The sequence below is a fragment of the Synechococcus sp. RS9907 genome, from assembly GCF_014279615.1.
Lineage (GTDB): Bacteria > Cyanobacteriota > Cyanobacteriia > PCC-6307 > Cyanobiaceae > Parasynechococcus.
In genome coordinates this window covers 1,542,814-1,564,626 of record NZ_CP047944.1, presented here as the reverse complement: position 1 = coordinate 1,564,626, position 21,813 = coordinate 1,542,814, and the positions used below count along the sequence as shown (strand labels likewise).

Annotated in this window: 32 protein-coding genes, 2 tRNA genes and 1 pseudogene; 16 read left to right on the top strand and 19 right to left on the bottom strand. The window is 56.5% G+C overall.

Annotation, left to right across the window (positions count from 1 at the left end; translation table 11 throughout):
* Positions 1-210 precede the first annotated feature (210 nt).
* The 6 genes and pseudogenes from SynRS9907_RS08640 to SynRS9907_RS08615 all read right to left on the bottom strand — a co-directional run bounded on the left by SynRS9907_RS08640 (position 211) and on the right by SynRS9907_RS08615 (position 4,431).
* Positions 211-660: a hypothetical protein gene (locus SynRS9907_RS08640; RefSeq protein ID WP_188020692.1), complete on the bottom strand. Its 450-nt coding sequence runs from the start codon at positions 658-660 to the stop codon at positions 211-213.
* 521 nt (positions 661-1,181) lie between these two features.
* Entirely contained in the window at positions 1,182-1,550 is a 369-nt protein-coding gene (locus tag SynRS9907_RS08635; protein ID WP_188022411.1) for an AbrB family transcriptional regulator, read from the bottom strand.
* Between the two features lie 52 nt (positions 1,551-1,602).
* Complete coding sequence (locus tag SynRS9907_RS08630) at positions 1,603-2,763, bottom strand: hypothetical protein (protein WP_188020691.1); 1,161 nt, start codon at positions 2,761-2,763, stop codon at positions 1,603-1,605.
* A 439-nt stretch (positions 2,764-3,202) separates the two neighbouring features.
* The gene (locus SynRS9907_RS08625) at positions 3,203-3,685 is read right to left on the bottom strand and encodes a hypothetical protein (protein WP_188020690.1); all 483 of its coding nucleotides are present in this window, start codon (positions 3,683-3,685) and stop codon (positions 3,203-3,205) included.
* 199 nt (positions 3,686-3,884) lie between these two features.
* Positions 3,885-4,058: pseudogene (locus tag SynRS9907_RS08620) on the bottom strand (AbrB-like transcriptional regulator); the annotation flags it as partial.
* A gap of 121 nt (positions 4,059-4,179) precedes the next feature.
* Positions 4,180-4,431 carry a hypothetical protein gene (locus SynRS9907_RS08615; protein ID WP_188020689.1) on the bottom strand — a complete coding sequence of 84 codons (252 nt, stop codon included), beginning with the start codon at positions 4,429-4,431 and terminating at the stop codon, positions 4,180-4,182.
* A gap of 259 nt (positions 4,432-4,690) precedes the next feature.
* Here SynRS9907_RS08615 and SynRS9907_RS14060 point away from each other — a divergent pair, with 259 nt between their 5' ends.
* Both SynRS9907_RS14060 and SynRS9907_RS08610 read left to right on the top strand, forming a co-directional pair.
* Positions 4,691-4,816, top strand: a complete 126-nt coding sequence (locus SynRS9907_RS14060; protein ID WP_255445840.1) for a hypothetical protein — start codon at positions 4,691-4,693, stop codon at positions 4,814-4,816.
* Positions 4,813-5,211: a hypothetical protein gene (locus SynRS9907_RS08610; protein WP_188020688.1), complete on the top strand. Its 399-nt coding sequence runs from the start codon at positions 4,813-4,815 to the stop codon at positions 5,209-5,211. The genes SynRS9907_RS14060 and SynRS9907_RS08610 overlap by 4 nt, the downstream gene beginning before the upstream one ends.
* Before the next feature lie 130 nt (positions 5,212-5,341).
* Here the strand turns inward: SynRS9907_RS08610 and SynRS9907_RS08605 are convergent, their stop codons facing one another.
* Together SynRS9907_RS08605 and SynRS9907_RS08600 are read right to left on the bottom strand one after the other, a co-directional pair.
* Positions 5,342-5,500 carry a hypothetical protein gene (locus SynRS9907_RS08605; protein ID WP_188020687.1) on the bottom strand — a complete coding sequence of 53 codons (159 nt, stop codon included), beginning with the start codon at positions 5,498-5,500 and terminating at the stop codon, positions 5,342-5,344.
* Positions 5,501-5,654: 154 nt separating this feature from the next.
* Positions 5,655-5,852: a chlorophyll a/b-binding protein gene (locus SynRS9907_RS08600; protein ID WP_115010181.1), complete on the bottom strand. Its 198-nt coding sequence runs from the start codon at positions 5,850-5,852 to the stop codon at positions 5,655-5,657.
* Between the two features lie 144 nt (positions 5,853-5,996).
* Here SynRS9907_RS08600 and SynRS9907_RS08595 point away from each other — a divergent pair, with 144 nt between their 5' ends.
* Positions 5,997-6,227, top strand: coding sequence for a hypothetical protein (locus tag SynRS9907_RS08595; protein ID WP_188020686.1), 231 nt, complete (start codon positions 5,997-5,999; stop codon positions 6,225-6,227).
* A 614-nt stretch (positions 6,228-6,841) separates the two neighbouring features.
* Here the strand turns inward: SynRS9907_RS08595 and SynRS9907_RS08590 are convergent.
* On the bottom strand, positions 6,842-7,519 hold the full coding sequence (locus tag SynRS9907_RS08590; RefSeq protein WP_188022505.1) for a hypothetical protein: 678 nt from the start codon (positions 7,517-7,519) through the stop codon (positions 6,842-6,844).
* A gap of 737 nt (positions 7,520-8,256) precedes the next feature.
* Here SynRS9907_RS08590 and SynRS9907_RS08585 point away from each other — a divergent pair.
* Complete coding sequence (locus SynRS9907_RS08585) at positions 8,257-8,517, top strand: hypothetical protein (RefSeq protein WP_188020685.1); 261 nt, start codon at positions 8,257-8,259, stop codon at positions 8,515-8,517.
* A 798-nt stretch (positions 8,518-9,315) separates the two neighbouring features.
* On the opposite strand, the gene SynRS9907_RS14055 is transcribed toward SynRS9907_RS08585, so the two are convergent.
* Entirely contained in the window at positions 9,316-9,441 is a 126-nt protein-coding gene (locus SynRS9907_RS14055) for a hypothetical protein (protein WP_255445839.1), read from the bottom strand.
* A 141-nt stretch (positions 9,442-9,582) separates the two neighbouring features.
* Between SynRS9907_RS14055 and SynRS9907_RS08580 the strand changes: the two genes are divergently transcribed.
* Positions 9,583-9,780: a hypothetical protein gene (locus tag SynRS9907_RS08580; RefSeq protein WP_255445838.1), complete on the top strand. Its 198-nt coding sequence runs from the start codon at positions 9,583-9,585 to the stop codon at positions 9,778-9,780.
* 138 nt (positions 9,781-9,918) lie between these two features.
* Here SynRS9907_RS08580 and SynRS9907_RS08575 read toward each other — a convergent pair whose 3' ends face one another.
* A complete protein-coding gene (locus tag SynRS9907_RS08575; RefSeq protein ID WP_255445837.1) occupies positions 9,919-10,164 on the bottom strand; it encodes a hypothetical protein in 246 nt (81 codons plus the stop codon).
* A 36-nt stretch (positions 10,165-10,200) separates the two neighbouring features.
* Between SynRS9907_RS08575 and SynRS9907_RS08570 the strand changes: the two genes are divergently transcribed.
* On the top strand, positions 10,201-10,410 hold the full coding sequence (locus tag SynRS9907_RS08570; RefSeq protein WP_255445836.1) for a hypothetical protein: 210 nt from the start codon (positions 10,201-10,203) through the stop codon (positions 10,408-10,410).
* A 73-nt stretch (positions 10,411-10,483) separates the two neighbouring features.
* Entirely contained in the window at positions 10,484-10,645 is a 162-nt protein-coding gene (locus tag SynRS9907_RS08565; protein WP_188020683.1) for a hypothetical protein, read from the top strand.
* A gap of 741 nt (positions 10,646-11,386) precedes the next feature.
* Here SynRS9907_RS08565 and SynRS9907_RS08560 read toward each other — a convergent pair.
* The 4 genes from SynRS9907_RS08560 to SynRS9907_RS08545 all read right to left on the bottom strand — a co-directional run bounded on the left by SynRS9907_RS08560 (position 11,387) and on the right by SynRS9907_RS08545 (position 12,908).
* A tRNA-Pro gene (locus tag SynRS9907_RS08560) sits at positions 11,387-11,460 on the bottom strand.
* Positions 11,461-11,473: 13 nt separating this feature from the next.
* The gene (locus SynRS9907_RS08555) at positions 11,474-12,625 is read right to left on the bottom strand and encodes an NAD(P)-binding protein (RefSeq protein WP_188020682.1); all 1,152 of its coding nucleotides are present in this window, start codon (positions 12,623-12,625) and stop codon (positions 11,474-11,476) included.
* Positions 12,626-12,649: 24 nt separating this feature from the next.
* Positions 12,650-12,823 carry a hypothetical protein gene (locus tag SynRS9907_RS08550; protein WP_188020681.1) on the bottom strand — a complete coding sequence of 58 codons (174 nt, stop codon included), beginning with the start codon at positions 12,821-12,823 and terminating at the stop codon, positions 12,650-12,652.
* A 13-nt stretch (positions 12,824-12,836) separates the two neighbouring features.
* Positions 12,837-12,908 (bottom strand) — tRNA-Lys (locus SynRS9907_RS08545).
* A gap of 85 nt (positions 12,909-12,993) precedes the next feature.
* On the opposite strand from SynRS9907_RS08545, the gene SynRS9907_RS08540 reads away from it, so the two are divergent.
* The 8 genes from SynRS9907_RS08540 (at position 12,994) to SynRS9907_RS08505 (ending at position 19,416) form a co-directional block, all read left to right on the top strand.
* On the top strand, positions 12,994-13,500 hold the full coding sequence (locus SynRS9907_RS08540; RefSeq protein WP_255445835.1) for a gamma carbonic anhydrase family protein: 507 nt from the start codon (positions 12,994-12,996) through the stop codon (positions 13,498-13,500).
* A 193-nt stretch (positions 13,501-13,693) separates the two neighbouring features.
* Entirely contained in the window at positions 13,694-13,816 is a 123-nt protein-coding gene (locus SynRS9907_RS08535) for a photosystem II protein Y (RefSeq protein WP_025362202.1), read from the top strand.
* 47 nt (positions 13,817-13,863) lie between these two features.
* On the top strand, positions 13,864-15,234 hold the full coding sequence (gene trmFO / locus SynRS9907_RS08530; protein WP_188020679.1) for an FADH(2)-oxidizing methylenetetrahydrofolate--tRNA-(uracil(54)-C(5))-methyltransferase TrmFO: 1,371 nt from the start codon (positions 13,864-13,866) through the stop codon (positions 15,232-15,234).
* Entirely contained in the window at positions 15,231-16,196 is a 966-nt protein-coding gene (locus SynRS9907_RS08525) for a cation transporter (RefSeq protein WP_188020678.1), read from the top strand. Before trmFO ends, SynRS9907_RS08525 begins: the two co-directional genes overlap by 4 nt.
* 24 nt (positions 16,197-16,220) lie before the next feature.
* On the top strand, positions 16,221-17,777 hold the full coding sequence (crtH, locus tag SynRS9907_RS08520) for a carotenoid isomerase (protein ID WP_188020677.1): 1,557 nt from the start codon (positions 16,221-16,223) through the stop codon (positions 17,775-17,777).
* A gap of 35 nt (positions 17,778-17,812) precedes the next feature.
* Complete coding sequence (locus tag SynRS9907_RS08515) at positions 17,813-18,097, top strand: hypothetical protein (protein ID WP_188020676.1); 285 nt, start codon at positions 17,813-17,815, stop codon at positions 18,095-18,097.
* Positions 18,094-18,648, top strand: a complete 555-nt coding sequence (locus SynRS9907_RS08510) for a hypothetical protein (RefSeq protein ID WP_188020675.1) — start codon at positions 18,094-18,096, stop codon at positions 18,646-18,648. Before SynRS9907_RS08515 ends, SynRS9907_RS08510 begins: the two co-directional genes overlap by 4 nt.
* Before the next feature lie 612 nt (positions 18,649-19,260).
* Positions 19,261-19,416 carry a hypothetical protein gene (locus tag SynRS9907_RS08505; protein WP_188020674.1) on the top strand — a complete coding sequence of 52 codons (156 nt, stop codon included), beginning with the start codon at positions 19,261-19,263 and terminating at the stop codon, positions 19,414-19,416.
* A gap of 99 nt (positions 19,417-19,515) precedes the next feature.
* On the opposite strand, the gene SynRS9907_RS08500 is transcribed toward SynRS9907_RS08505, so the two are convergent.
* Positions 19,516-20,283, bottom strand: a complete 768-nt coding sequence (locus SynRS9907_RS08500; protein WP_188022408.1) for a response regulator transcription factor — start codon at positions 20,281-20,283, stop codon at positions 19,516-19,518.
* Between the two features lie 74 nt (positions 20,284-20,357).
* Here SynRS9907_RS08500 and SynRS9907_RS08495 point away from each other — a divergent pair, with 74 nt between their 5' ends.
* The gene (locus SynRS9907_RS08495) at positions 20,358-20,630 is read left to right on the top strand and encodes a DUF6761 family protein (protein WP_115082587.1); all 273 of its coding nucleotides are present in this window, start codon (positions 20,358-20,360) and stop codon (positions 20,628-20,630) included.
* A gap of 1 nt (position 20,631) precedes the next feature.
* Here SynRS9907_RS08495 and grxD read toward each other — a convergent pair whose 3' ends face one another.
* Genes grxD through SynRS9907_RS08480 form a run of 3 tightly spaced genes read right to left on the bottom strand, consistent with a single transcriptional unit; the run spans position 20,632 to position 21,799 of the window.
* Complete coding sequence (gene grxD / locus SynRS9907_RS08490) at positions 20,632-20,955, bottom strand: Grx4 family monothiol glutaredoxin (RefSeq protein ID WP_006851683.1); 324 nt, start codon at positions 20,953-20,955, stop codon at positions 20,632-20,634.
* 19 nt (positions 20,956-20,974) lie between these two features.
* On the bottom strand, positions 20,975-21,223 hold the full coding sequence (locus tag SynRS9907_RS08485) for a BolA family protein (protein ID WP_114987834.1): 249 nt from the start codon (positions 21,221-21,223) through the stop codon (positions 20,975-20,977).
* A 48-nt stretch (positions 21,224-21,271) separates the two neighbouring features.
* A complete protein-coding gene (locus SynRS9907_RS08480; protein WP_188020673.1) occupies positions 21,272-21,799 on the bottom strand; it encodes a hypothetical protein in 528 nt (175 codons plus the stop codon).
* Between the last annotated feature and the right edge of the window lie 14 nt (positions 21,800-21,813).

Below are 21,813 nucleotides of genomic sequence, written 5' to 3'. Positions count from 1 at the left end.
TCTTTATCCCGCTATTAATGCTCCACATTGTAATGGTCTTTTGTCCAGTGAAGTATTCAGCGATAGGAATCATGCCCATGTGAAATACACCTAACGCTATCAACAAAACCACAAAATCAGTTGGAGTTATTGCTGTCCCATTGAAGACTGATAGAACTACCTTAAAGGCGATCAAGCAAGCGAGTAAGATGTTGGTTAAGAAATTGGTATTTATTGAGATTCGTCGTTGCACTTTTCTAAATGCTTTTCAAATGCGCTAACTGCTAAAGGGCAGCCAGGTGCTCCTTCTTCAATCATGTATGTCGCAAGCCATATTGAATCCTTGGAGCAATCAAGAACATCCATTAGTTCAGACAATTTTTGATTTAATTGCTCGTAGTATTTGGGCAAGTTCTCCCGTTTAATGTCACTTTCACTCTTGCCGATTCTTACGCCGCCTTCGCTAAAACCCGCAAGCACAACCAATGCGATCATGCTCAGTATAAATTTTAGTATGGAATACAAGATCTTTTGTGCTTTTGTTTGTTCCTCCTCTTCAGGGTCAGGAATTGGAGGCACATAAGCTTGAACCCGGCGTGACAGATCTCGAATCTCCCTAAAAGTATCTCCATGAGGATGATTCTTCAGCATATTATTCACATAGGGTCGAGAGTAAGTCATTTCTTGCCAGGTCCGTAAGTCATAAGTGCAGGAAGCGTAGCTACAGGTGTCAACGTGTACAGGAATATTTTCAGCAAGAGTGCTGGGAATCCGTCCATGTCATTTGCAGAAGTCCCTCCAACAGGAATTGATCCTACCAACATCATCCAGACACAAACGCCAAAACATATACCCAAGAAGCAACCCAAATTATTCTTGCCTAGCTTTGACTTCTTTCGTCCTAGAAAATTTACCAACGCGATGGATATAAGCAGGCCTAAACTAAAGACCCAAATGACTGGGATGAGAACGAATAATGCAAACATTTTCTGGACTAGCGGGCGTAGGTCGAAAAGCCATCATTAAGCAAGAATTCGTGCCTCCAGCCTTTGGCTCTTTCTAGCGCAGTCCGGAATAATCAGCCATCAGCCCCTTAGTCCTCAGAATCTCTTCTGCCAAGGTAAGACGTAAGAAGGATCCTGAATTCGACATGAAAAAAGGCACCCCCTAAGGAGTGCCTTCGGTTGAGTTGAAGTCGAGACTCACTCCTCTTCTTCAGCACCCCCGACAGGAACCAGGCGAATCTGCTTCCGACCAAGCTTGATTTCATACTCGTCACCGGGGTTCAGATCCAGCATGGCGGTGTATGCCTTACCGATCAGCAGGTTGCCGTTGCCTTGGACAACTGCCTTATAGGACAGCTTCCGTCCACCTTTGCCGATACCAGCAGAACCACCAGTAGAGAAGGTAAGACCTTTGGCTTCAAGTAGGGCTTCGTAGAACTGGGTGAACTTCACCTGCTCCGAACCGTCCTTCTTGGTGACGATGTATCCACAGCCCTTAGCAAGCTCTGTCTTGGGGGCATCGCCAAGTTCTTTGACCTTGGCGAGAAGGTCAGCTCCGGTAAGCATTGATTTAATTGCTGTTTCTGCATTATTCGCAAATAAAATCAGAGTTGGCAAGTTAAATCCGAATCGGATTGATCACACCGGGTTCGTTGGATCGATCGAGTGATTTCGCTCCAAGCCTCTCAACCTCTGTAAGGCAGTCATAGCCTGGGATTTGAGAGGCATCATGCGGGTCAACCCTCACAGAATCCATGTGGCCAGGCAGGGGGATGTGAAGCTTCTGGGATGCCTTAGAGGCGTAGCCCAGGGCTGAATATGCGTAGGCATCTCCACCACAAAGTGAGGCACTCCTGGACGAATAGTCAGAAATGTTTGCTGAGTGGATATGCCCACCAATCACATGGGTGACGTTGATGCCCTGCGTGGAGTACTTGCCGATGACTGACTGGATCGACTTCTGTTGGGCGATGTTCAGTTGGTGTCCGTGGAGTAGCAGGAAGGTCTGATCATGGACGGAGAACACCTGTTCGTTGCCCTGGTGGGGGTGGAAGGTCAGGCCCTTATCCCCCTGGAGGCACATCTCCAACATCCAATAGATCAAGGAGTCGTAGTTGTCGGTCACTGCCTCAGAGGCCCAGGCAATCTCGTCCTTGGCTCTGGATTCATTTCCAGCGACAGAGACAACCTCGACATAGAAGGACTGACGGAGGTCCATCAGCATCTGACGAAGGAGGTGAGTGGACAGCACGACTGCCTTGGATCGGTTGCAGGCATTGGTCAGGTACTCATCGGTTCTCTTGTCGTTCTTGAGGAAGTCCCCTCCCATAGCGACAACAAGCTTCTTGACCCCATACAGCTTCCCGTAGTCCTTGATTCGAGAAGCCAGTAGTTGCAGTCGTTTTGAGGCGATCAGGAAGTCGAACCGATTCGTGGGGGTGTCGATGACGGACTGGAGGTGAAGGTCAGAGAGGTGAACGACCATCGCTGCTTCGTTGGCTCGCTTCTTGCCAGAGAATTTCTTGAACCCCTTGAGGTGTTTACCCGAAGCCTTGAGGTCGTCCTCGATATGGGCCAGCAACTCTTCGATGGAGTTCAATCTGCGGTCTTGCTTACGGGTCTGGTTATTGATGATCCGGTTGAGGTCGCGTTCCTTCTGGACAAACCTTCGAAGGTCATCCTCTGAACAGCTTTCTGTTTCTTCGTCGTCTGCGTCATCGAGCTGATCCTCCAGGATCATCTTGATTCTTTGCTGACCAGTTCCCTCAACCAATTCCACCCAGGTAGTTCTGGGTGTAGGTCGCTCAGTTGTCTTGCTGTTTCTCTAAAACTTTGTGTGTGCTGATAAATCTCTAGAATTTCAGATCTATATGGATGTAATGCAGATGTCATTCATAACAGTAATAAAGATATGGCAAACCGCCTGGATTCAATATTTTATAGGAATATTATTTGCATGTCAATATTAGATAGGGCAGGACTGTACGAACTCAGTCCTGCCCTATGGTCTGGACACTGGGCCAGACAAAGGTATTTATCAACTACCCATCATTAATTGGTGTTTGGTCCTTGATAGACTCAGAAATGTTAAATTAAATATAGGTGTCTTCAATAGTGTTAGAACTAATGTCATACGAAATATGTGATTGTGTTCCAGGGGTCAGTAGTCTTAGCCTGCCCAGATTCAGCTGCTGCTGCTGCTGTCAAGGAGAAATTTCTTAAGATTTCTTCTGGCAATCCTTTAAGTAGTTTTCAAACATCTTGATCACTGGATAGTAAGGGCTTTCCTCGGGTGGTATTTCTCCTGTCTGAATCGGAGCGAGGAAAACTCGAATGTGGTTTTTAGTAACCCATGTGAGTGGATCTTCGAGCATATAAGTGGCGATCAATTGAGATTCCTTGCTCTTGTCAAGTTGTTTTAGTAAGACTTTAGTTCTCTTTGTAGCTTCCTCCGCGCAAAGCTTCCGGTTTTTTATGGCTTCGGGAGGCCAAGGCTTGCTTTGAGTATTAAATTCTTGCCATATTCTGTTTGCATACATGATCCACCACTGGCCATCCCATGGAATGGGTCGCTTTCTCCAAGTTAAAATCGCAGCAAGTGGTGTTTTGTGGCGCAAAATCAAATCTCTAATAATAAAAAATTCTTTACCCAGAGGATGCCTCTTTAGTATCCGATTCACATGAGGGCGTGCATAAGTCATTTGGCATTCATGCTTGTAGAGGCACACAGACCTTATTTGTCTTACTTAAGAAGAGCCCTTTAGACCTGCCCTCAGGAATGACATATTCCAGATTCATGCCCCTAGTAGATGCACTTTCAGTCACTTCTCCTGACTTCCAGCTGAGGAATGGGATTGCTTTCACTCCTGATGTTCTATCAAGCTTGTAAACGATCACTGATTCCTCTGATTCTTCAGCACCCCCGACAGGAACCAGGCGAATCTGCTTCCGACCAAGCTTGATTTCACACTCGTCACCGGGGTTCAGATCCAGCATGGCGGTGTATGCCGTACCGATCAGCAAGTTGCCGTTGCCTTGGACAACTGCCTTATAGGACAGCTTCCGTGCATTCTCAACAGTCATATCGCTTGGAAAGCGATGGGTGCTCGGCAGCGGCGCGGAGTAATGCGGGTGGTAAACGACCGGAAGCGGCAAAGGGTTGTCTCACCCGGGATGGCTCAGCCCCATTCAAGGGTCAGGCAGGCTGTTGGTGCAGCAACCAGTCGTTGAAGCCACTGGTGTTCAGTTCGCTGATGCAGCTCTGCAGTTTGCGCAAATGGCTCTGCTTGATCTGGGTGAGTCGCTGCCCTTCCTTGGTTGTTGGCCCGACGCGGATCCGCTGCTGATTGAGCAGATCCATCTCGCGGTCGAGATGTTCCATCAAGTTGAGCAGGGAGTAGCCCTGCTTGATTTCCTGCGCGCTGAGCTGCTTAGCGAAGTGACCCATCCAGCAGCCCTTAAGGATTGCTTAATCATCTCATGGCGAGGCGTGCTGGACTCATCCAGGCTCATTGAAAAGGGCCTCCAGGTTTTCTGGAAGCCCTTGGTCCGTGTGTGAGGGGTGTCTCGTCCCCCAAATCAAGTGTGCTGGCAGCGGCCCTGCGAAGGATGAGCAGGTTGTGGCAAAGGCATGTCCAGGTGTGACTCGGGTGTTCGCTGCTTCTCCAACCCGGACTGGTTAAGGTCCGCTGGATTGGGGACATGGCATGGGTGATTACACAACAGCGATCTGGGTCACCATTGGCCTGACGGTTGTCCTCACAGTCCCGGTTGTTTGGCAGTTCCTGCAGCCCAACGACGATGATTTCGGCGACCTCACCCGCAGAAAGTGAGTCAACACGACGCCGTCACCATCCGTTGCTGGCAGTTGACGGGTGAAACAGCACTCGAGGACATGGTTCTCGGGGTCGACGAACGTGCTGTCCGTGATGGGGTCAATGTGATCTCATCCGACGATTTCGATGCCTGTCTGGCCATCGTGGTCTGCCGCATCGGGCCCAATTTCTATGCGCACCTCTCGCAGGTGGCGGGGCATTACAAGGGTGACGCCAGCGGGATCTGGGACCGCAGTCGCGGTTCCGGTGCTCCCGAAGGGACGGCCTACGAGATCAAACCTCTCACGCGAATTCATCGTGTTCCCGAGGCGTTGATCGGCCCCGACTCCCCAGAAGGCATTGCTGTGTCCCATCGGGTTGCCGTCATGCACTATCTGCTCGACATGGGATAGGCGAAGAGATCCGTTGCAGAGGCTTCAAGCCATCCCGCGTTGACTTGATGGGCCTTGGAGTGGATGGGCACACGCCAGTTCATGAGTGAGAGGGTTTATTTCTTCGTCCGCTGCAGGCTTGAGGTGCCTGTCAGCTCTTGGGGCGGTGGAAGGGGGCTGCCGACGACTCGAGCTTGGCGTGGGCCTTGTCTGCCTTCTTCAAGATCTTCTGAGCTTCATCGCGGGTCAGACACTCTTCAGCGGCGAGCTGGAGGGACTCGAGGCGTGAATGGGCGGTGCTTGTCTTCATCTCTTCATAACCGATTCATAACCTTTTATCGCAAAACGCCTGCAATATCAAGCGTTTCAACCCAAAAAATAGGACCTGTTTGAGCTTGGCGACGGCCAATGGGTGAGGAACGCGTGATTTCAATGGCGCGTTCTGCCCCATTGGCCTGATCGATTCAGTTGCAGCCGAACACGCCAAAGGTGATCTGGCTCACGATCCCGTGCCCCGTCAGAGCTTCCGTCAGCACGCCCACCACGAAACCGATCATGGCGGCGCGGCCATTGAGGAGCTCTGCCCGTTCGAAACGCTCGCTGCGGATTTGAGCTGCTGCGGCGCTTTGGAACCAGTCGTCGTTGGGAGTTGAAGAAGCCATTGCTCGTAGGCAAGTTGCGAAATGTTAAGCCTCTTGTAACGGTTTGTAAATGGGTGGTGCTTCGGCTCCCTAAGAAGCATCACCAATTGCTGCCAAGCTGCTCGGTCCGTAGCCAGACCGGATTTAGGTGCAACCGCTCCAGTCATGTCAACGTCGCGAAATCGAGCCCACAGCCGCTTCTCCTCCCGTCGAATCGACCAGGAGCTGCAGGGAGCTCAAGACGCTTTGATTGCCTTTGAGGGGTATGGCTCCAATGGGCCAATGCTGCATGCCTCGGCATTGCAGCGGCCTGCTGGTCGGCGCTCAGGCACCTGGGTCGACAGGCTTGTCGAGCCGATTCATCAACTCCTGGCTGCGTTCAGCCGCCGGAATTGAATGAACGGGTGGTGCGAACACCGCGTTGTTGATTTCTTCGTTGTTGGGATCCAACGGCCAGGTGGTGAAGTTCCTCTGGATTCAATGGACGCACTGCAGACATCAGTGCGTCATCAGTCCAATAGTCGGGACTATCGAGAACTCCCAGCCGCAATGGGCAGGATGGGCCAGAAATCATGGCTTCTCCTTTAAGGATGTCTTCAGCATGAAGCATCACAATTCCGAGGGGTTTGGACCTCCTGCTCCAGATTTAGTGTCTCCTCAAGGCGGGCTCCCTTGCACTGGATGCAGTGCTGCTGTTGCGTTATCTGGCCACTTCGCGCATGTTCACCAGAGTCTTAAGTGAGTGTTGACGTCCACTACATCTGGTGTTTGGTGGGTATTATTTTTCCATTGCATCAAAGAGTGGTGCAGATCGCCGGGTGATGGGGATTGCCTTGGCTATTGAGCCGCTCCAGGGATGGAGCGGTTTTTTTGTCTGCACCAGACGATTTATACCCTCGTTGCCCTGTGGATCAAGTCCGCTGAGGCTGGATCAGGTCAGCTGTGCATCTGCACCTGAACCCCTTGCTTGGAGAGTGGCAAGGCGGAGGCCGGGCGCATTGAGCAGTTGTTCAGTGGCTTGGTTGCGGTTGAGCGTTGCCAAGAAGGATGTAGGTTCTCAAAAAGTTCAGACCAGCAGCGAGATAGAGGAGAAATTCGGCCCACTCCTGATCGATATTGATTACAAGCTCCGTTCCCGACTCTGTCGCCACGAAGTAAGACAGAAATGCCGCGCAGAAGAAGAGGGGCCAGAAGTATCGCGGAATGAAAAAATTGCTGTTGGGAATCCGAGCTTCATCAAGGATCGTTGTGCGCATCTTTCGAATTGAAGGCCGCCAGAGCACCAACACCAAAAGCACGACCGAAACTAGGAAAAGATTGAGGTCGAGGTGATTCTGGAAGAATTCAAGGTTGTGGAGCGTTGTCTGGTTTTGGGCGTTGACTGCAGCGATGTTCTCAGGTGTTTTCCAGCCGAACAGGATTTGCTCCCAGGCAATCTCTTCCAGGCCAACCAACAGCATCACGAAAGCAATGATCACGTAAACCACTGAATGCAGGCGCATGGACAAGCGCTGGCTGAAATCTTTGGAGATGAGCCACCCGATCCAAGCGGATGTAAAAAGAATCAGGGCTTGTGAATACTCCAGAATTCCTCCTTCGCCAAGGAGGCGTTTGTAGCGATAAATGTCCTGAATAGAAAGTTTCAGTAAAACAACGCAGCCGATGAGGAATGATGCAAGGGCGAGCATGAAAAGGCTCGTCTTGCGTGTGCTGAAGGATTGTTTTCCGACAGCAGTGTTGTTATGAATGCTGAGTTGCGAAAAATTCGTCCTGCTGCGACCAAGATCAAGCCAGCTGTACCAAGTTGCAACTCAGGCCAAGGCGAAGCATCAAGCCAAAAAGCGCTGATGAATTTATAAAGAGAGACCCCGAGAACAGCTAGTCCAAACCACGCAAGGGCCTGGCCGCAGATCTGCTGCACCGTTTTCTGTCTGGTCAATCTCTCGGATCGCCTCTTCCTTGGGGACGAATCAGCCTCGAAGTCTTGCGTTAGGGGGCGATTCACGGAACAGCCTTCTCATTAAGAGGAGGTTATGACGCGATCTCGTGGATTTGTGCTGGGGGAATCAGGATTCTTATCCGGTCTCGCGGGCATCTCGGAGCGGCGCAGTGGTCGAACCAGTGAGATCGATCTTGGGGGATGGGACCTCAACCAGCCAATCTGGCTTGCCGAATCGATTCAAAATCGATACCCATCACTTTGGTTAGAACGAGGTATCCGCCCCAAGCGACAACGTTGAGGCCAAGGGCCCAGAGATAAAGGGTGCGTCTGGCTTGGGTTGAGTCATCGCTCATCGGTTATTTCCGGTTCAACAGGCACCAGGCACCATAAAGGGCAAGGCCAAGCAGGATCCAGGGAAAGATTGCGCGCAGCAGTGTTAATCCAATCAGGACGACCACAAGTGTGATCGCAGATCGCTTCACCATGGCTTTGCTGCTGTCAGTCATGAACTGCCAGCGGGGAATCAAGGCCATTGCAACAACGATGCTGAACAGCGTTCTAGGAGACTTGGGCGCAAATTGCCAACCTTTCTCTCAGGCTGGTCAGTTCGCCATTCAAGGCTTTGGTTGGATGCCTGTTAAGCCGCTGTTTTTGGTTCTGATGAATCAGCTTGTGGTTTCAGCAATCGTATTCGAGATGAGATTTCTGCTCACGCTTGCCAAAATCGGCCTCTTTCATCTGTGATTCGTCATAAGCCCAGTCACTGTAAATCCTTGATTCTGAAAAGCTCTTTTTAAGACGAAGTGCAGTGATGCGTTGGCCAAGTAGTTCGAATGACCACTTTGCTGCTGAAAGAACCTTGCCCATGACACCTCTTTGCAACGCTACCCATGTGATAGCCCATGGATATCAATTGAACATTGGTGCATATGCTCATTGAGGCTCGGTTTGATTCAAGCCTCCTCGACGGAATCATTGGCGTTTTGTTTGATGCCCTGTTGGCGTCGACTTGATTCACAGTTCCGGCACTCCTGTTGATCCAACCCAAAGAAATTCAGAGGTTTGATGTCACCGCAGCTGATGCACTGACGTCCCTCTGCTGGGGGGGCTTCAAAGGCCATGGTGGTCACTCCTTGGTGTTGATCGGCATTGGTTTGATCCGTTCTGACAACGCCTGGGGAGACCATAGGCGTCTTTGTAGATGGCACTGGGGGCAGTCTCCTCTCAGGCTCGAGTGCATGTGACCACACTGCGCACAACAAATCAGTGCCATGGCTGTTGTTGCTGATGCACCACGCTGATTGTTCAGATCGCATCAGGCATCGGTGTTTGTCCCTAGTTCGATCCCAAGGTTTGGCGGTTCTCAGGATTGATCAAAGATCTTTTGCAGGGCAGTTCGCTCGTTTTGAAGCGAATTCGCCCTGATGGGTTTGCCCAGCGGCCTTGGTTGCCGTGGTCGATTCAAAAAGACCTTGCTGAGCCACCAGAGCTGAAGCCCGACAAACGCCAGGGCGAGTAGTGCCAGTTCAGTTGCCCCCTGCATCAGTAGTGCTTGCCGCGATTGTCGATCGCATCTGTTTTAAAGCACTCCAACTCTTCGGGTGTATGCAACGGAGGTTTCTCCCGTTGGCCAGCCCATTGCCGAAGCAGCTGCAGCAATCGTTTCATCCTTCAATGTTTGCTCATCAAAGCCTTGAGCCATCAGGCTATGGCAATCCCTATTTTATTTGGCATCAAATTGGTTGTTGTCATTGCCTCTAAGCTTGTCCGCAGCAGAACACTCTGTTTCTCGTGACCTTTAAAGAGCTTGTGGCCAGTTTCAAGAAACAAGGCACGAGCTGGGATGAGCTTTGTCTTGAAATCAGGTGTGAGAGCTGTTTTGCATCGGTTTTTGATGAAGTGAACGAGCAAATGGGCTTTTCAAGTGATGTGCTTGCTCGGCTGGCCGATGAATTTCCCAATCACTACAAGAGTTATGCCAAGGAGAGGGGCCTGGTTCAGCCGTGACCAATCAGCCTTGATCAAGAGGTGTGAGAGAGGCAGTAGGTCGTGACACCACCCACCAAATCAAGCAACCACGCCCGAAGAGGTCTCCCTCTCACCTTCAAACCCTAGTTGTGGCTCGGGCCTCCGTCAGCCCCGGGTTCACCGAGAGGCAGCCAAGTTCGCTTTCGCTGCCTTGAGGGCTTCCTCGCAGGCTGCTCGGTCTTCGCTGTCGATGTCGCCCTGACTGCCGTTTAAACGTGCCTCCAGGAAGGCGATCTCATCAATCCAGTAGGTCCTGTCTTTGCCTTGTTGATCAGTCATGCGTTTGGAAAGGTGCCAGTCCATCGCAACCTTCATAGAGGAACGCAGCCCTTGCAGCTGGCCACTCTTGTTCTGTTTGGGCATGGCTTTTGGCTTGTGCGCTGAGAGGACGCAGAATGGGTGGATCTGAAGCAGGAGCGCATCGCCATCGACGAGACGTCTCCAGTCACCCCCATGACCGCGCTGGTCATCGATGCCGATGGGCATCTGACCTACATGGGTGAAGACGGATGCCGCCGGCAGATTGTTGGTGATCCAGAGCTCTTGGCGCGTTTGCAAGAGTTGCAAGGGAGGGACTGCACTGATGGCGATGGCGATTGGCAGTTGTAGTTGGTCTTGCAAGATCTCCCAAGATCAGCCGAAGATTTCTTCTTTCTTCGGAGCTGAATGAGTCTTTTGACCGATGGGCTGTTTTGTTCGCTTTCCTTATGACGAGCAAAGCCATCTTGAAGTCATGGACACAATGTTTTTCGTTGGCGTGAATGCGGGGCTTCTGATCCTGCTGATTTTTGGTCTTGTATCTGCCAAAGCCAAGATCAAGGTCGGCCGTAAAGAGATCATCTGAGCCACCAACGGAGCGCGTTTCATTGCTGGTAGGGGCAAGAAAAAACTCCGGCGCGTGACGGCACCAGGAATCTCTTCATCACGAAGATCAAAGTCCTGTCAATTCGTTCAGGGCCTTTCCTCGGTGGTCGTCAGAGCTGCCAGTGCTCTTTCGATTTGTTCAATCTCCTCTTTTTGGCGTATGCCATCGCCCTTGTGTGGGGGGAAGCGGTTTGTCGTTCAGAGTCCTAAACCCAATCATCTGAATACTTTGTTTTGGTGGCGCTCAGTTCACGGATGTCTTCTGTGAGGTGCTGTGCTGCCCACATGCCTCTGACGACTTGGCAGACCCCTTCCTGGTCGCAAACCCTGTAGTACTCGAAGCCCTCTGGAGCGGTGGTGAGTCTGGTCTTGGTTCCTTTCATGCTCTTGATCTCCGCTGATCCAACAAATAGACAACAAGATGAGTCCCGACTAGGCGAATTGAGACAAAGAGTTCGCCTCGTAACAAATCCTTGGATGGCTTAACAGGGGCAATTTCAATTCAGGCCCTTGGCGCGATGTGGGTGGCCAGGTCAGCGTTGAGTCAGTTGATATGGCCGTTGTCCACGTCTGCGACCTGGACGAGGGTGGGGCATTGGGATTTCTGGCACCACCGCGCAGTGAGAAGCCCGTTCAAGCAGCTTGCTTGAGCAGGGAGAGCAAAAAAACCGCCCCTTGCGGGACGGTTTAAACACCAGCTGGGGACTGGTTTTTGATCGCATCGGGGAGACAGGATTCGAACCTGCGGCATCTTGCTCCCAAAGCAAGCGCGCTACCAAACTGCGCCACTCCCCGGCGCACATAGAGATTAGCGGTCAGCGTGCAGCTGTTCAGCCAGGTTGACGCCGCTGCTGATCGCTCCCTCTGCTCTACCGAAGCGAGTCCCTGCAATCCAGTCGCCACAGAACCCCACGGCGCTGGTGGGGCACCACTGCAGTTCTTGTGGCAAGGGGTTGTTGAGGGGCCGTGAGGCGCCCCAGCGCATCACACCCAACGGCGTCGCTTGGTTCAACGCAGCTGAAACAACCGGCAGGGCTTGCAGCAGTTCGGGCAACAGCTCCACCAGGCGCTGTTGCTCCTGAGCCAGCAGGTGCGCCTGGCTTTCGGGCGTGATTGCTTCCCCGGAATCCAGTCCATGCACCACAAGCCCCCAGCGTCCATCGCTTTGCGGCTGCAGCACGAGGCGTTCCACCTTCCAGCGCGCCTTGGCGGCGTCGTCCAACCAAATCTGAGCAGGCAGCTCTTCAGCCTTGAGCGCGAGCACGCCCAGATCCACCATCAGGTTCCAGCGCACTTCGGCTTGGCTGTGTTTCAGCAGGCTCAATGCCTTGTCGAGGTCGTCATCCACGCCTTCTGCAACGGCTGTGCGCAGGGGGACGTCATCCCAGGCCAGCATCTTCAGAGAGCGGGGATGGGCCAGCAGGGTTCCACTGAGCACAAGGTGCTTGGCCCTGAGGCTCCAGCTTCGATCCTCGTTCTCCAGCAGCCAATGGTCCCGGCGTCGCTCCAGCCAGCGCACACGGGTTTCGAATTGGCGGCTCAGTTGCACAGGGCCAGCTGTATCGAGCAGCCCTACGCAGATGCTTGCCATGCTGGGAACACCATGCCACCAGCCACCATCTGGACAGGCGTCTGGGCTGTTGGCCGGAGACAAATCCCCTTGGGCGTTGAGAGAAAGCACAGCTCGCTCGTCACGCTGAAGAACACCCGCTGAGCGCAACGGCGCAAGCAGAGCTTCCATGCCCTCGGGCATGGATTCACTCAGGCCAAATCCCGGTGCTCCATGGTTGAGCAGCCAACCGATTTGGTCGCGCCTTCTGCGTGTGGCCGTACGGCCACCTGGCCCCCGGCCAGCCTCAATCACAACGATGTTGAGATCTGACCTCAGCTGCTGGAGCCTGCCAATCAGGCTGCAGCCAGCCAGTCCTGCACCGATAACGGCGAGATCAACCTCAGCCACGTTCGCTGAAGCCCCTGCCGCCGATCACATCCAGTAGCGCTCTGCGGCCACTCGAGAAAACAAACCACCCAGCAATGCCAGAAGAATCGTGACGCCAAAGAATGCGAAATACGCCATCCGAACTGTTGGCCTGATCAGAGATTCACGGCTTTCTAACAGCCGCTCGGTCGTCGGCTCGGTTGAGTCACGAGACGACATCAAATCGTTGATATGGGTCGCCTGAGATTCGAACTCAGGACCAGCCGGTTAAAAGCCGGATGCTCTACCGCTGAGCTAGCGACCCGTGCCCGCTTGGGCATGCCATTTCGGCACCAAATGAGGTTATCACTCAGGTCGCCGGGGAGACTGGTGGCTGCTGAACGATGGTCATGACTGGCCCCAAGCCCTGGCCCGATCCTCAGATTGATGCCAACGCCTGGGTTGCAGAATCCGCTGTCGTGATTGGCAATGTGCAGATGGCAGCGGGCAGCAGCCTCTGGCCCACGGCCGTTGCGCGCGGAGATCTCGAGCAGATCAGCATCGGAGCGGGCAGCAATGTTCAAGACGGTGCCGTGCTCCATGGCGATCCCGGACAGCCGGTTCGCCTCGGTGCTGATGTCACCGTGGGTCACAGGGCTGTCATCCACGGCGCCACGCTCGAGGATGGATGCCTGGTGGGCATTGGGGCCATCGTTCTCAATGGCGTCACCGTCGGTGCAGGCGCCCTGGTGGCTGCTGGTTCTGTTGTCACCAAGGATGTGCCTCCCGGAACCCTTGTGATGGGCGCGCCAGCGGCGGTGAAGCGGGAGTTGTCGCCTGAGTCGATTGATGAACAGCGCTGCCATGCCCGGCGCTACGCGCAATTGGCGGCATCCCACGCCCGGATCAGGCCTTGAACGCACTCCTCTGATTGCTGCGAATTCGATCAGCTTTCAAGGAAGGTCGTGGGATCAACGGAGAAGTCCGTAAGATCGGCGACACAGATTTCCGTTTTCAAGAATGGTCCGAGTTGCCATCGGTCTGGTCCTCATCCTGGTGATCGTCGGTTACTCGGCCTTCAGCGTGATCACCACGGGCCAGGTTCTGGGTATCGATGCCCGCCTGTTCCTGGTGGTTGCCCCGATCTTGGCCGCCGTCAGCTGGGCTGCTTTCAACATCGGCCGTGCGGCTGTGGGTCAACTGCAGCTGATGCTCAAGCGCAGCCGCGCCTGATCCAGGCAAGCGAGCTTCGTAGGCTGAAGGCTGCTTGACGCAGCCGTTTGTCTCAATCTCCCCATGTCACCGTTCTTGGTGCCGGTCTGGCCGGTACCGAGGCGGCTTGGCAGATCGCCCGAGCAGGTGTTGCGGTCACTCTGGTGGAGATGCGTCCGATTCGACGCTCCCCTGCGCACCACAGCAGTGATTTCGCTGAATTGGTGTGCAGCAATAGCTTTGGCGCTCTGAGCAGCGACCGTGCCGCAGGCTTGCTGCAGGAAGAACTTCGCAGGCTTGGCTCTTTGGTGATCGGCACGGCCGACACCCATGCCGTGCCGGCCGGCGGAGCCTTGGCGGTTGATCGCGGTCGCTACAGCGCTGCCCTCACGGAAGCTCTCGACCAGCATCCTCTGGTCACGATTGAACGGCGTGAGCAGCAGGCTCTACCGCCGGAGGATGCGATCACCGTTTTGGCGACGGGGCCGCTCACGAGTGAACCGTTGGCGGAGGATCTGCGCCAGTTCACCGGCCGTGCCGACTGCCACTTCTTTGATGCGGCCAGTCCGATCGTGCATGGGGACAGCATCGATCTGTCGGTGGCCTTCCGCGCCAGCCGCTACGACAAGGGGGATGCCGACTACATCAACTGTCCAATGGACAAGGAGCAGTACCTGGCGTTCCGCCAGGCCCTGCTGGAGGCGGAACAGGCGGAACTCAAAGACTTCGACAAGAACGACGCCACCTTTTTTGAAGGCTGCCTGCCGATTGAGGAGTTGGCGCGTCGTGGTGAAGACACCATGCGTTATGGCCCCCTGAAGCCGATCGGGCTCTGGGATCCCCGTTGGGGCGATGTGAACGATCGCGATGTGCGCCGGGCCAAGCGCGCCTACGCGGTGGTGCAGCTACGGCAGGAAGACAAGGATGGGCGCCTCTGGAATCTGGTGGGTTTCCAGACGAATCTCAAATGGGGTGAGCAGAAGCGAGTTCTCCAGATGATCCCCGGGCTGGGCCAGGCGGAATTCGTGCGCTTCGGGGTGATGCACCGCAACACCTTCCTGGAGTCGCCGCAGCTGCTGCAGCCCACCCTGCAGTTCCGCCAGCGCTCCAACCTCCTGGCGGCAGGCCAGATCACCGGCACCGAGGGCTATGCCGCCGCCGTGGCCGGTGGCTGGTTGGCCGGCACCAATGCGGCCCGGCTGGCCCTGGGCCTGGAGCCCATTGATCTGCCGGCCACATGCATGAGTGGAGCCCTCACCCATTTCGTCAGCGAGGCACCAACGGCCAAGTTCCAGCCGATGCCCCCCAATTTCGGTTTGTTGCCGGAGCTGCCGGAACGCATTCGCGACAAGCGAGCGCGCTATGGCGCCTACCGCGATCGTGCCCTGCAGGACTTGGAGCCGATGCGGGCCCTCCAACCCCAGACCGTGACGGCATGACAACCCCTGCGGAGGCTCGCCGGATCGAACAGCGCTCCCTGCGCTTCGGTGTTGGAGCCAACGCAGTGATGGCCCTGGCTGGGTTTTCCGCCCATGTGCTCACCGGATCCTCCGCCCTGCTGTTGGACGGCCTTTATTCCGCCGTGTTGGTGGGGTCGTCCTTGATTGCCAGTCGCATCAGCCGAAACGTGGTGCGGCCACCGGATCGAGCCTGGCCCTACGGCTACGAAGGCCAGGAAGCCCTGTATGTGCTGTTTCGCTCCCTGGTGCTGCTCGGGGTGATCGGCTTTGGCGTCGGCAGCTCCTGCTCCACCTTGATCGATTGGTGGCGGGGGAACAGCATTGCGCCGCTGCATCTGGAGCCGGTGGGGCTCTACACCGCTTTGATGACGGCACTGTGTGGATTGCTGGCCTGGCGGCACCGCCGGGATTGGCGCCGCACGGGTCGGGTGTCGCTGCTGCTGCTCACAGAGGCCCGCAATGCTCGGATCGATGCGGTGATCACCCTGGCCACGGGTCTGGCCCTGCTGGCGTCGCCGCTGCTCTTGGCAACGCCTTTGTCTGCCCTTGCGCCGATCACCGATGCCCTGCTGGTGCTGGCGGTGAGCCTGGCCTTGCTGCGTGAACCGCTGGCGGCGCTGCGGGATGCCATGGCCCAGGCCGCGGGCTGTGCCGCCGACCCGGATGTGCTCCAGCGCACCCGCATGGTGTTGATGCAGGAGCTGGTGGGGCTTCAGCTGCAGATGATGGATTTCACGGTGCAGCAGCTCGGCCGCACGGCCTTTGTCGTGGTCTACATCAATCCGCTGCAGCCCCAGGAAAGTCGCGTGATTGATGGGTTGCGCCATCACATCGATGCCCGCTGCAGTGCCGAACTCGGACGTCCGGTGCGTTCCGAGGTGATCCTCACGGTGATGCCGCCGATCCACCGCCAGGATCCAAGGCCGCAGACGGCCCCTTAGCGTCACCCCCAAAGAAGCGATGCCATGAGCGAGAACCAGCAGTGGGATGCCGTTGTGATCGGTTCAGGCATCGGTGGTTTGGTCACCGCCAGTCAGTTGGCGGCCAAGGGAGCCAAGACCCTCGTCTTGGAGCGGTATCTGATCCCCGGTGGAAGTGGTGGTGCCTTCAAGCGCGAGGGCTACACCTTCGATGTGGGGGCCTCGATGATCTTCGGCTTCGGCAAGAAGGGTTTCACCAACCTGCTCACCAGGGCCCTGGCCGATGTGGGGGAGCAGTGCGACACCATCCCCGACCCCGCCCAGCTCGAGTACCACATGCCCGGTGGGCTGCGCATCGCGGTGGACCGCGACTACGAGCAGTTCATCGCCGACCTCACGGCGCGGTTTCCCCATGAGGCGAAGGGGATCCGCCGCTTCTACGACACCTGCTGGCAGGTGTTCAATTGCCTCGATGCCATGCCGCTTCTCTCGCTGGAGGATCCGGCCTACCTCACCAAGGTGTTCTTCAAGGCACCACTGGCCTGTCTGGGGCTGGCCCGCTGGCTTCCGTTCAACGTCGGTGCGGTGGCCCGCCAGCACATCAAAGACGAGCAGCTGCTCAAGTTCATCGACATCGAGTGCTTCTGCTGGTCGGTGATGCCGGCGGATCGCACGCCGATGATCAATGCCGGCATGGTGTTTTCCGATCGGCATGCGGGCGGGATCAACTACCCCAAAGGAGGCGTCGGCGTGATCGCCGAAAAGCTGGTGAAGGGATTGGAACGTCACGGCGGCGCCATTCGCTACAAGGCCCGAGTCACCGAGGTGTTGATCGAGAACGATCAGGCGGTTGGCGTGAAGCTGGCCGATGGCGAGGTCATCCGCGCCAAGCGTGTGATCTCCAATGCCACCCGCTGGGACACCTTCTCGGGAGCGGGGGATGAGCAGCGTCGCTCCGGCCAATCTCTGGTGAATGCCGCCCACACGCCGGGCAAGGAGCAGTTCTGGCGCAAGCGTTATGTGCCTTCCCCTTCGTTCCTTTCGCTGCATCTGGGGGTTCGGGCTGACCTGATTCCGGCTGGCACCCACTGCCATCACCTTCTGCTCGAAGACTGGAACCGGATGGAGGACGAGCAGGGGGTGATCTTCGTGTCGATGCCCTCGCTGCTGGATCCGGATCTGGCCCCGGCCGGGCATCACATCGTTCACACCTTCACGCCTTCATCGATGGAGGCCTGGCAGGGACTGACCCCCAGCCAGTACCGCGAGAAAAAGGAGGCGGATGCGGCACGGTTGATCCAGCGCCTGGAGGCGATCCTTCCCGGCCTCGCCGATGCCATCACCCACAAGGAGATCGGTACGCCCCGCAGCCACCGGCGTTTTCTGGGTCGCTTTCAGGGCAGTTACGGCCCGATTCCGGCGATGCAACTGCCGGGACTGCTGCCGATGCCGTTCAACCGCACGGGATTGAAAAACCTCTACTGCGTGGGTGATTCCTGTTTCCCCGGCCAGGGCCTCAACGCTGTGGCCTTCAGTGGGTTTGCCTGTGCCCATCGGGTTGGGGCCGACCTCGGCCTGAACCCCTGGGCGCTGCCGGCCTGATCTTCTGCCTAGCGTGACCTTCCGTAGGAGTTGGGATGCCGCCTGAGTTTCAGCCGTCGTCGGACGACCTGGCCCGCTACCTCGAGCAGAGGGGAGAGCTGACCAAGCCCTGGAATCTGCAGATGCTGCGGCTCAAGAAGCTCAAGGAAGCCAAGGATTCGATGGATCCTCAGCTGTACCTCGAGAAGGTGCAGGAGGCCCATGCCGATCTGATGCGGCTTGGTCAGTTCTGGAAGGGGCGTGAACAGGAGGTGTTTGGTGGCGCCTACCAACCGTCTGAACTAATTGAACCGCTGCCGGGTTCTCCAGACGACCGATGAACGGCATCGAACGCTTCGGGTTATCGCCCCTGATCCGATTCACCCTGCTCAGCCTGTATGGGGCCTTGGTGCTGCCCTTGCCATTGCTGGCCCCTGCGGAGTCGCGCTGGCTGATGGTGGCAGGGCTGTTGTTGGGCTTGGTGTTGGTGATCGGTCTGTTGAGTGAACGAGTGGAGACCGATGCCGAGGGCATTCAGGTGCGTTACCCCGCCTGGATCCGCTGGTTGCTGCGGCGCGGCTGGTCCATGCGTTGGCAGGACATTCGGGCCCTCGTTCCCGTTGGCACCAGTCAGGGGGGAACGGTGTATTACGTGAAGGCAGTCGATCTGCGCCACCAGCTCCTGCCGCAACGCATTGAGCGCTTCGATCGATTCCTGGAGCTGCTGGCCGCCAACACCCCTGTGTCGACCAAGGGCATCGGCCGACTCACGCCGCCCTGGACGTATCAGCTCTTGGCTGGATTGGCCGTGCTCATGATCGCCGGCGAACTGGTCACGTCTCTGGCGCTGGCCCAGGGCTGGATCAGTTGGCCGGCGGGTTATCCAGGCTGATCAGAGCTGTTTCTTTCACTAGAAAACCCCGCCAGTGCTGACGGGGTGGAGTGTGTGAGGTTTGGTCGGGAGATGGAGGGCGACAACATCAATGCCCCCGTGTTTCTTTAACGCCATCGTTCAGGCATCAGCAATCCACTTGCATGTGGGCGATGGTGAGCATTCGAGCTTGGTGTTCTCCTCTGTGAACACACCATCTCCGTTCCTGTCTGAGAGCAACTCCCCCGTTTGAGGGATTTGTTCACCAGCGCAGCTCCCCCATTCCAGGGACGTCATCCCACCAGCCACTCCCAATCCGGACGTAAAACGCTGTCTCGCGTCAGACCGGTATTGCCGCTTCGATCTCCCAGCCCTCGTTGAGCAGCTCTTCGGCTCGTGTGGGAGCCTCTTCAGAGGCAACATCGATGAGGAGAAATCTCTCTCCCTTGTTGCAATAGAGCCTGGTTAATCCGATCACGGCGGGGGCTCCCGGGTGTCGACAGCGCCATGTTGACCCGGCTGCGCTGATCAAGCAATGAAGACGCTCCTGCAAAAAACTCTGGATTTTGTCCAGATGTCGGGCGTTGCCATGGGTCGCTCAGACGTTGAAATCAATGCAGTTGTTCCGATCGGATGACAACCGAACTCACCAACCTCCCCTGCGGAACGGTTCAGCTCAAAGTTTGCGTGAATCACCTCTGTGAATTGGGTTGGGTGACCTCGCACCATCTGGTCCCGACCAAAGAGGCTCAACTGAAGCAGGCCCTGCGTCATCAAAAGACGGATTAAGGCTCTTCCAAGGGCTTGAGCGCCAAGGTTGCTTCGGGGTGGCGTTGATGGGTCCTGACCTCAGAATTCCAGTCGCTGACTGGAATGAATCCACTTGATTCAGCTGGCCGGCAGATTGTCGAGGCTGAAGCGATAGCCCCGCTGACGCACGGTGGTGATTCCACCGCCCTCGCCAAGACCGGCCTGCTCCAGCTTGCGGCGCAGGGTCAGTACCTGAGTGTCCACCGAACGGGGGCCACCGCTGAAGGGAGGCCAGGCCATTCGCAGCAGTTCCTGTCGGCTGCGCACCAACCCAGGCGGCATCAACAGCGCGCAAAGCAGGGCAAATTCGCGGGGGCTGAGCTCCACCGGCTGCTCCCGCAGCGTCACTTGGCGGAGGAGCAGATGCACCTCCAGCGGCCCAACGGTGACCCGCTCCTGCAGACCGCTGTGCCCCCGCTTAAGCAGGGTGCGGCAGCGGGCGGCCAGTTCCTCAAGGCCAAAGGGTTTGCGCAGCACATCGTCGGCACCGTCATCCAGCAGGCCCACCACCGGTTCGGCTCCGGCCCGTGCAGTCAGCACAATCACCGGGCAACGCAGCTGCTCCGCCAAGCGCAGGGCGGAGCTGCGCTCCAGCAGTTCTGCACTCACCAGGAGATCGGGTGACTGTTCTTGGCAAACATCCAAGGCTTCAGCGGCATTGGCCACTGCTGCGGTGAGATGACCGTCCTGACGCAGCCGCTGCACCAGCACCGTGCGCAGGGTGGGGTGTGGCTCGACCACCAACACTCGCGAAGGTTCCTGACCGGTGCTGGCGCTTGGCATCACCACCGGATCGGAGCTGGCTGCAGATGCTTCCGCCGTGAGGTCGTGGGGAGTGGAAGTCACTGGATCGGCCATGGCGCACCTACGCTAAGCCGAAATTCCTGGCAGGCTGGTAGCAGGGGCTGCTGTTGTATCTCATGACATCACTCGACGACCCTGAAGCCATCCGCCATTTCCAATCGCTCTGCGATGCCTGTCAGGAGCTGACGACGAGATATCACACTCCGTCGGAGCTGCGGCTGTACTCCGACGGCTACCTGCATGCATTGCGGAAGTCAGGATCGCTGGATCCCCGCTCTCAGCATCGCCTCGAACAATTGATCGATCGCTGGATCCTGGATCCCTCCAGCTTTATCGGCCCTGACGGGGATGTGAGCACCTTGTATATGCGCCATCCCCAGGGCTACTGACTTAACTGGCGAGGGCGATTTCCAGCTTTTCGCGAAGTTCGCCGGAGTTGTACATCTCGATCAGGATGTCGGAACCGCCGATGAATTCCCCTTTCACATACACCTGGGGAATAGTGGGCCAGCTGGAAAATTCTTTGATTCCCTGACGAATCTCTGGATCAGAGAGAACGTCGAATGTCTCGAATGCCACACCGAGGGAGTGCAGGATCTGAACCACATTGTTTGAGAATCCGCACTGGGGCATCAGCTTGGAGCCCTTCATGAACACGAAGATCGGGCTGGAAGCGACCAGAGTTTCAATGCGAGCTTTGGTGGAGGGGTCCATCGTTGAGCGTGAGTTGGCGTTAAGCGGACGCAGCGTCCGAAGGGGTTGAGGTGTTGAGGGCGAGGGCGTGAATCGCTTCGCTGGCCAATTCCTGCTGCAGCGCGCCATACACCATTTGATGCTGACGGATGCGTGAAAGGCCAGCAAAAGCGGACGACACCACCGTCACCTGGAGGTGATCACCGCCACCGGTGAGGTCTTCAACGGTGACGTTGGCGTCGGGAATGACCTGTTGGATCGCGGCTTCAACGGCATCCGGCTGCACCATGGCGGCGGTTGTGCAAAAGGGAACTGGCTCAGATGCTGACAGACCGGCTCATTGGCCGGCAGCCGATGCACCCCGGAATTCGGTTTCAACGAAGCCCAGTTCCAGCAGGCTCTGATAGGCCTTCTGACCCTGAGGCTTGGCCGGCGTCATCAGCTTGACCACCTCGACAAGAACCGGAACAGCCACTTCGGGCTGATTCTGACGGCGGAACAGGGCTGCCAGGCGGAGGTTGGTTTCCGCCAGAAGTTCCAGGGCTTCACGCCCCTTGGTGTCCATCTCGCGGGGGATCCGAGCATCAAGCCCCCGAAAGGCACCACTCAGGTCGCGGTAGAAGGCCAGGAGTTGCTTGGAGGCTTTGCGGGCTTTGTCGTAATCGGCCCGCGCCTCGGCCAGGTCCCCCCGGCTGGCGGCTGCATCGCCCTCAGCCAGCATCGAACGAACGGCCGCCGGGTTGAATCCACCCTGGCTCTGAGCCAGAACGCGGTTCTCGGCTGAGGTTTGGGCGATGCCGGGAGCTGCGCTAACGCCCAGGGTTGCCACCAGTGCAGCAGTCGTCAGCAATGCGCGACAACCCATGAGACCAGCAAGAA

Bases quoted from the DNA above. Each gene is read 5' to 3' on its own strand.
- SynRS9907_RS08640 (WP_188020692.1), bottom strand. From the start codon at position 660: ATGACTTACTCTCGACCCTATGTGAATAATATGCTGAAGAATCATCCT.
- SynRS9907_RS08635 (WP_188022411.1), bottom strand. From the start codon at position 1,550: ATGCTTACCGGAGCTGACCTTCTCGCCAAGGTCAAAGAACTTGGCGAT.
- SynRS9907_RS08625 (WP_188020690.1), bottom strand. From the start codon at position 3,685: ATGACTTATGCACGCCCTCATGTGAATCGGATACTAAAGAGGCATCCT.
- SynRS9907_RS08615 (WP_188020689.1), bottom strand. From the start codon at position 4,431: ATGGGTCACTTCGCTAAGCAGCTCAGCGCGCAGGAAATCAAGCAGGGC.
- SynRS9907_RS14060 (WP_255445840.1), top strand. From the start codon at position 4,691: ATGGGTGATTACACAACAGCGATCTGGGTCACCATTGGCCTGACGGTT.
- SynRS9907_RS08605 (WP_188020687.1), bottom strand. From the start codon at position 5,500: ATGAAGACAAGCACCGCCCATTCACGCCTCGAGTCCCTCCAGCTCGCC.
- SynRS9907_RS08600 (WP_115010181.1), bottom strand. From the start codon at position 5,852: ATGGCTTCTTCAACTCCCAACGACGACTGGTTCCAAAGCGCCGCAGCA.
- SynRS9907_RS08595 (WP_188020686.1), top strand. From the start codon at position 5,997: ATGTCAACGTCGCGAAATCGAGCCCACAGCCGCTTCTCCTCCCGTCGA.
- SynRS9907_RS08590 (WP_188022505.1), bottom strand. From the start codon at position 7,519: ATGCTCGCCCTTGCATCATTCCTCATCGGCTGCGTTGTTTTACTGAAA.
- SynRS9907_RS08585 (WP_188020685.1), top strand. From the start codon at position 8,257: ATGGCTTTGCTGCTGTCAGTCATGAACTGCCAGCGGGGAATCAAGGCC.
- SynRS9907_RS14055 (WP_255445839.1), bottom strand. From the start codon at position 9,441: ATGAAACGATTGCTGCAGCTGCTTCGGCAATGGGCTGGCCAACGGGAG.
- SynRS9907_RS08575 (WP_255445837.1), bottom strand. From the start codon at position 10,164: ATGCCCAAACAGAACAAGAGTGGCCAGCTGCAAGGGCTGCGTTCCTCT.
- SynRS9907_RS08565 (WP_188020683.1), top strand. From the start codon at position 10,484: ATGGGCTGTTTTGTTCGCTTTCCTTATGACGAGCAAAGCCATCTTGAA.
- SynRS9907_RS08550 (WP_188020681.1), bottom strand. From the start codon at position 12,823: ATGTCGTCTCGTGACTCAACCGAGCCGACGACCGAGCGGCTGTTAGAA.
- SynRS9907_RS08540 (WP_255445835.1), top strand. From the start codon at position 12,994: ATGACTGGCCCCAAGCCCTGGCCCGATCCTCAGATTGATGCCAACGCC.
- SynRS9907_RS08525 (WP_188020678.1), top strand. From the start codon at position 15,231: ATGACAACCCCTGCGGAGGCTCGCCGGATCGAACAGCGCTCCCTGCGC.
- crtH (WP_188020677.1), top strand. From the start codon at position 16,221: ATGAGCGAGAACCAGCAGTGGGATGCCGTTGTGATCGGTTCAGGCATC.
- SynRS9907_RS08515 (WP_188020676.1), top strand. From the start codon at position 17,813: ATGCCGCCTGAGTTTCAGCCGTCGTCGGACGACCTGGCCCGCTACCTC.
- SynRS9907_RS08510 (WP_188020675.1), top strand. From the start codon at position 18,094: ATGAACGGCATCGAACGCTTCGGGTTATCGCCCCTGATCCGATTCACC.
- SynRS9907_RS08505 (WP_188020674.1), top strand. From the start codon at position 19,261: ATGACAACCGAACTCACCAACCTCCCCTGCGGAACGGTTCAGCTCAAA.
- SynRS9907_RS08495 (WP_115082587.1), top strand. From the start codon at position 20,358: ATGACATCACTCGACGACCCTGAAGCCATCCGCCATTTCCAATCGCTC.
- grxD (WP_006851683.1), bottom strand. From the start codon at position 20,955: ATGGACCCCTCCACCAAAGCTCGCATTGAAACTCTGGTCGCTTCCAGC.
- SynRS9907_RS08485 (WP_114987834.1), bottom strand. From the start codon at position 21,223: ATGGTGCAGCCGGATGCCGTTGAAGCCGCGATCCAACAGGTCATTCCC.
- SynRS9907_RS08480 (WP_188020673.1), bottom strand. From the start codon at position 21,799: ATGGGTTGTCGCGCATTGCTGACGACTGCTGCACTGGTGGCAACCCTG.